Source organism: Clostridium sp. CTA-5, from assembly GCF_054768135.1.
Window position 1 is genome coordinate 1 of record NZ_BAAAAT010000024.1, and the last position, 5,421, is coordinate 5,421.

The following is a 5,421-nucleotide window of genomic DNA, read 5'->3' on the forward strand; positions in this document are numbered from 1 at the left end:
ATCCCATCCCTCTCTATGAGGCAGGTTACCCACGTGTTACTCACCCGTCCGCCGCTAATCCACTCCCGAAGGAGTTTCATCGCTCGACTTGCATGTGTTAGGCACGCCGCCAGCGTTCGTCCTGAGCCAGGATCAAACTCTCATAAAAAAGTTTAATCTTAGCTTACTTTTCAAAAAGAATTGCTGGTTTACTTAAATGTATTTTATTTATTCTGTTCAATTTTCAAAGATCTTTGCCGTCTCTCGACTGCTTTTTTATAATATCATCATTAGTCTTCGTTGTCAACATTTATTTTTAAATATTTTTCAAACAACTTTTCTGACTAATTAATGTTTGTTGTAATTAGAACTTCCGAGGTATCCCTCGTATCTGCTGTGTTCCTCACAACGGATATTATGATAACATGTTTAGAATACACCTAACTTTACAGTATTATTATTTTTAGAAAATTATTTGAGTCTTTCTAATTTATTCTCCATTTTTCTTCATTTTAGATATATTGATACACCAGGTATAGTTTTTATGGTTTAATCTATTTAAAACTACTTATACTCATATAAATACCGCTATTTTTCTTTACTCTTAATATAACTTATCATAATATTAATAATATGTAATCAATTTAAGAACACTTTATTTTAAGCATACTTAATATTTTAGGAGGACTTTTATATGAAAAAAAACTTATTATATTTAATATTATCAATTTCTATATTTTCATTTATGGGCTGTTCTGCAAAAAAACAACCTTCTTCTGAAAACAAACAGTCACAAAATTATTCTGCTACAAACTCACTTAATAAAGATGTGATATCTCCTTTCATCTTAACTGATAGTACATCTTTAAATTGCCCTTTTGTTTTTAATGATACAACATTAGTATTTCCAAACCCTGATGAAAATAATAGAATATCAATGATTAAAGATCCGCTTCCAAAAGATATATTAAAGAGCGAAAATCTATCTGACTTTGTAAATTATTCAACAAACAATTTAGCATTAATTAATGGACTTCTTTATTTTGCTGACGGTTCGAGTGGGAATTCACTAGCTTCATTAAATCTTACAGATAAAACTTATACAAAATTAAATGAGGATTCTGTTAATAATTTAATTGCTTCAACTGAAGATTTATTCTACATAAACAAAAACGATAATAATAAAATGTATAAATACAACATAACTAACAAGAACTCATCAGCCTTATCATTAGATAGCGTTGGATCTTTTGTACTTAACGGTGATTTTATAATATATCAAAATCTAAGTGATTCTTCTAAAATATATTCAATAAAATCCGATGGTACTAACAGACAAAAGCTTACTGATTATACGGCTAATAGTTTTATGCCTTTTAACGGATCATTACTTTTCTTTAACACTTCAGATAATAATACACTATACTCATTAGATATAACTACACTAGAAAGTAAAAGAATTTCTCTTGTAAAAGGAGAAAAACTAAAAGGAATAGGTACACAACTGTTCTTTATAAATAATGAAGATTCTAATTACCTATATTCTTTATCTGTAGACTTAAATAAACCTGAAGTAACTTATAAGCCTTATATTTCAGATTCTATAAATGAGTACTATTTAACACCGTCTGGAGTATTTTATGAAAAATCTATTAATATAAATAATGTTTATTTTTCAGCATTTTCACAAAAGTAATAATCGCTCTTTTAAATTAATAATATATAAATAACAAATATATATTATATTTTAAACAACTATTAATATTTTTGTATAAACATGATTTTAAAGTAAAACCTAATAAAAAAGCTAAGAGTAAAAACTCTTAGCTTTTTTAGATAATATTTTATAACTTGTTAACTATCTCTTTAAACTTATTACCTCTGATCATAAAATTAGCAAACATATCAAATGATGCACAAGCAGGTGATAATGTAATAATATCTCCTTTTGTCGCTAAACTTTTAGCTTTATTCACTGCTTCTTCTAAAGAATCTACCTCTGAAATATTCACTTTAATACCTTTATTTATTTCAAAATCTTTAAAAGCTTTCTTTATTTTTTCCTTTGTTGCTCCTAAAAGTATTAATTCTTTTATATATGGATATCCTTCATATACTAATGGCTCAAAATCTAGATGTTTATCATATCCTCCAGCAATTAATATAACTTTCCTATTAAATGCCTTAAGTCCTGCTAATGTTCTTGTTGGGCTTGATGCTATTGAATCATTATAATACTTTACACCATCTATTTCTCTTACAAGTTCACATCTATGTTCAACTCCAGTAAAAGTTTCTGCTACATGTTTCATACTTTCAATACTAACATCATCCTTTGTTGCTATAAATGCAGCCAAATAGTTTTCTACATTATGCATACCTTTAATAATAATATCATCTTTTTTACAAACCTCTTTACCCTCAAGATAAAGAATTCCATCTTTATAATAAGCACCATTTTCTAATTCTCTTTTTGAACTGAATTCTCTAATGGTCCCTTTTGCTTCTTTTTCAAATTTATAAGTTATGTCATTTTCTCTATTTACCACCAATACATCATCAGATTCTTGATATAAGAATATATTCTTTTTAGAATCTATATATTCTTGCATATCTTTATGCATATCTAAATGATTTGGAGCTAAATTAGTACAAATTGCAACATCTATTGGTACATTCATAGTCATAAGTTGAAAACTAGATAGCTCTAATACAACTTTATCTGATTCTTCTATTTCCTCTATTTGTGCAAATAATGGATTTCCTATATTTCCACCAACCCATGTCTTATATCCTTCTTGTTGTAACATTTTTGATATAATTGTTGTTGTAGTTGTTTTTCCATCACTACCTGTTATTCCATATGTTTTGCCTTTGCAATATCTAACAAACTCATCCATCTCTGAAGTAATATATGCACCTTCCTGTTTTGCTTTCACTAATGCTTCACTATCAATTCTCATAGAGGGTGTCTTAAAAATAACATCAAATCCAGTAAGTCTACTTAAATAGCCTTCCCCTAATTCAAGATTTACTCCCTTATTTTTAAAATCAATAATAATTTCTCCTAGTTCGCGCTCTTCTTTCTTATCAAATGCTGTTACTTTTGCACCTAACTCTACCAAAAAATTTATAAGAGGGATATTGCTAACACCAATTCCTACAACTCCAACTTTTTTTTCATATATAAACTCTTTAAATTCCTTAAAATCCTTCTTCATTTTTCTCCTCCACATAAACATATGCTATAACATAGTATGATATATTATTAAAATTGCCCATATATTTTAAATTATAACACCAAAAAAAATCTTATTCTATAAATGTAGATAAAGAGCTATCTCAAAATAGAAATTATTTTCTATATTAAGACAGCTCACAATTATGTTATTTATTTAAATCTCTTTAAAACTCTAAGCTTTTTGCTATATAAGTTTCTAATTCACTTATTTTAATTCTTTCTTGTTCCATAGTATCTCTATTTCTAATAGTAACTGATTCATCTTCTAATGTATCAAAATCAATTGTTATACAGTAAGGAGTTCCTATTTCATCTTGTCTTCTATATCTCTTACCAATACTTCCTGTTTCATCAAAGTCAAGATTAAACTTCTTACTTAAATCTCCATAAACATCTAAAGCTTTTTCTGAAAGTTTCTTAGAAAGAGGTAATATAGCTGCTTTAAATGGAGCCAATGCTGGATGTAAATGCATTACTGTTCTAACATCTCCACCTTCTAATTCTTCTTCATCATAAGCTTCAACTAAAAATGCTAATGCAACTCTATCAGCACCTAATGATGGTTCTATAACATAAGGTACATATTTTTCATTATTTGTTTGATCTAAGTAACTTAAATCTTGACCTGAATGTTCTTGATGTTTAGTTAGGTCATAGTCAGTTCTATCTGCTATACCCCAAAGTTCACCCCAACCAAATGGGAATAAGTATTCTATATCTGAAGTAGCATTTGAATAGAATGATAGTTCTTCTTCTCCATGATCTCTCATTCTTAAATTTCCAGGATTTACATTTAAGTTAAGTAAGAAATTCCAGCAATAGTCTTTCCAATACTTATGCCATTCTAAATCTGTTCCTGGTTTACAGAAGAATTCTAATTCCATTTGTTCAAATTCTCTTGTTCTAAATGTAAAGTTTCCTGGAGTAATTTCATTTCTGAAAGATTTACCAATTTGAGCTATACCAAATGGAACTTTCTTTCTTGAAGTTCTTTGAACTGCTTTAAAGTTTACAAATATACCTTGTGCTGTTTCAGGTCTTAAATAGATTTCTGATTTAGCATCTTCAGTAACTCCTTGGAATGTTTTAAACATAAGATTAAATTTTCTTATATCTGTGTAGTTCATTTTTCCACATTTAGGGCAAACTATATTATTCTTTTCAATATATTCTTTAAGTTCTTCATTAGTCCATCCATCAGCACTAGCTACTTCAGCACCATTTGCTGTCATATGATCTTCAACTATTTTATCTGCTCTAAATCTAGCCTTACATTCCTTACAATCCATTAATGGATCTGAGAAACCACCAACGTGACCAGATGCCACCCATACTTCACTATTCATTAATATAGCTGAATCTAATCCTACGTTATAAGGACTCTCTTGAACGAACTTCTTCCACCATGCTTTTTTAACATTATTTTTAAATTCTACTCCTAAAGGGCCATAATCCCATGAGTTAGCTAATCCACCATATATATCTGATCCTGGGAAAACAAATCCTCTATTCTTGCAAAGTGCTACAATCTTATCCATTGTTTTTTCTACTGCCATTATTCTTACCTCCAAAAATATTATTTATATGTTTGTTCAAACTCTAGTTAATAAATAAATTTTTAAGATTATATCTTATAGTTAAATATCAATTTCTATTTGAACATAATTTTTTATAAAATAAAAAAGCTCCTACCACAAAGGGACGAAATTATAATTCCGCGGTTCCACCCTTCTTGGCTTAAGCCCAACTTTCTTTTAATTACACTCAAAAGTTCCATTCATTTTAATGTTATAATGATTTGCACCAACCATCATCTCTCTAAAAAAACAATAAAACTACTAATCTTTTTTCATAGTGTATATTCAATTATATATTAATTTTATCAAAAGGCTTTTATATGTCAAGCAAAAAACTATATTGTTATAACGATTCCCCAAATCACTATACTATTATACATTTTATAAACTATAATGATTAGTGTATGCAAGTTGAGCTTCCTAGGAGGGAAAATAGGTTAGCAAATGGACTTGTTATTTTTTGATTGTGTCTAATATATAAAAAAGAGTTTTGTATCAACAGACAGTATCTGTTCTTACAAAACTCTTAAATAAAAAAATGGCTCCGCGAAGAGGACTCGAACCTCCAACCTATCGGTTAACAGCCGAGTGCTCCACCATTGAGCTATCGCGGAACGTCATTAC

At 28.7% G+C, this 5,421-nt stretch carries 3 protein-coding genes, 1 tRNA gene, 1 rRNA gene and 1 other annotated feature; of the genes, 1 reads left to right on the forward strand and 4 read right to left on the reverse strand.

Annotated elements, in window-relative coordinates:
- Window positions 1-148: ribosomal RNA gene (locus ACYUET_RS18890) — 16S ribosomal RNA — on the reverse strand; the annotation flags it as partial.
- A 525-nt stretch (window positions 149-673) separates the two neighbouring features.
- On the opposite strand from ACYUET_RS18890, the gene ACYUET_RS18895 reads away from it, so the two are divergent.
- Complete coding sequence (locus tag ACYUET_RS18895; RefSeq protein ID WP_460282190.1) at window positions 674-1,675, forward strand: DUF5050 domain-containing protein; 1,002 nt, start codon at window positions 674-676, stop codon at window positions 1,673-1,675.
- Window positions 1,676-1,823: 148 nt separating this feature from the next.
- Here ACYUET_RS18895 and murD read toward each other — a convergent pair whose 3' ends face one another.
- The 3 genes from murD to ACYUET_RS18910 all read right to left on the reverse strand — a co-directional run bounded on the left by murD (window position 1,824) and on the right by ACYUET_RS18910 (window position 5,411).
- The gene (gene murD / locus ACYUET_RS18900) at window positions 1,824-3,200 is read right to left on the reverse strand and encodes a UDP-N-acetylmuramoyl-L-alanine--D-glutamate ligase (RefSeq protein WP_460282191.1); all 1,377 of its coding nucleotides are present in this window, start codon (window positions 3,198-3,200) and stop codon (window positions 1,824-1,826) included.
- A gap of 184 nt (window positions 3,201-3,384) precedes the next feature.
- Window positions 3,385-4,776, reverse strand: coding sequence for a glycine--tRNA ligase (locus ACYUET_RS18905; RefSeq protein ID WP_460282193.1), 1,392 nt, complete (start codon window positions 4,774-4,776; stop codon window positions 3,385-3,387).
- 138 nt (window positions 4,777-4,914) lie between these two features.
- Window positions 4,915-5,082: a binding site (T-box leader), on the reverse strand.
- Between the two features lie 254 nt (window positions 5,083-5,336).
- Window positions 5,337-5,411 (reverse strand) — tRNA-Asn (locus ACYUET_RS18910).
- Window positions 5,412-5,421 lie beyond the last annotated feature (10 nt).

Excerpts from the sequence above, each read along its gene's own strand:
- ACYUET_RS18895 (WP_460282190.1), top strand. The coding sequence starts at position 674 with ATGAAAAAAAACTTATTATATTTAATATTATCAATTTCTATATTTTCA.
- ACYUET_RS18905 (WP_460282193.1), bottom strand. The coding sequence starts at position 4,776 with ATGGCAGTAGAAAAAACAATGGATAAGATTGTAGCACTTTGCAAGAAT.
- murD (WP_460282191.1), bottom strand. The coding sequence starts at position 3,200 with ATGAAGAAGGATTTTAAGGAATTTAAAGAGTTTATATATGAAAAAAAA.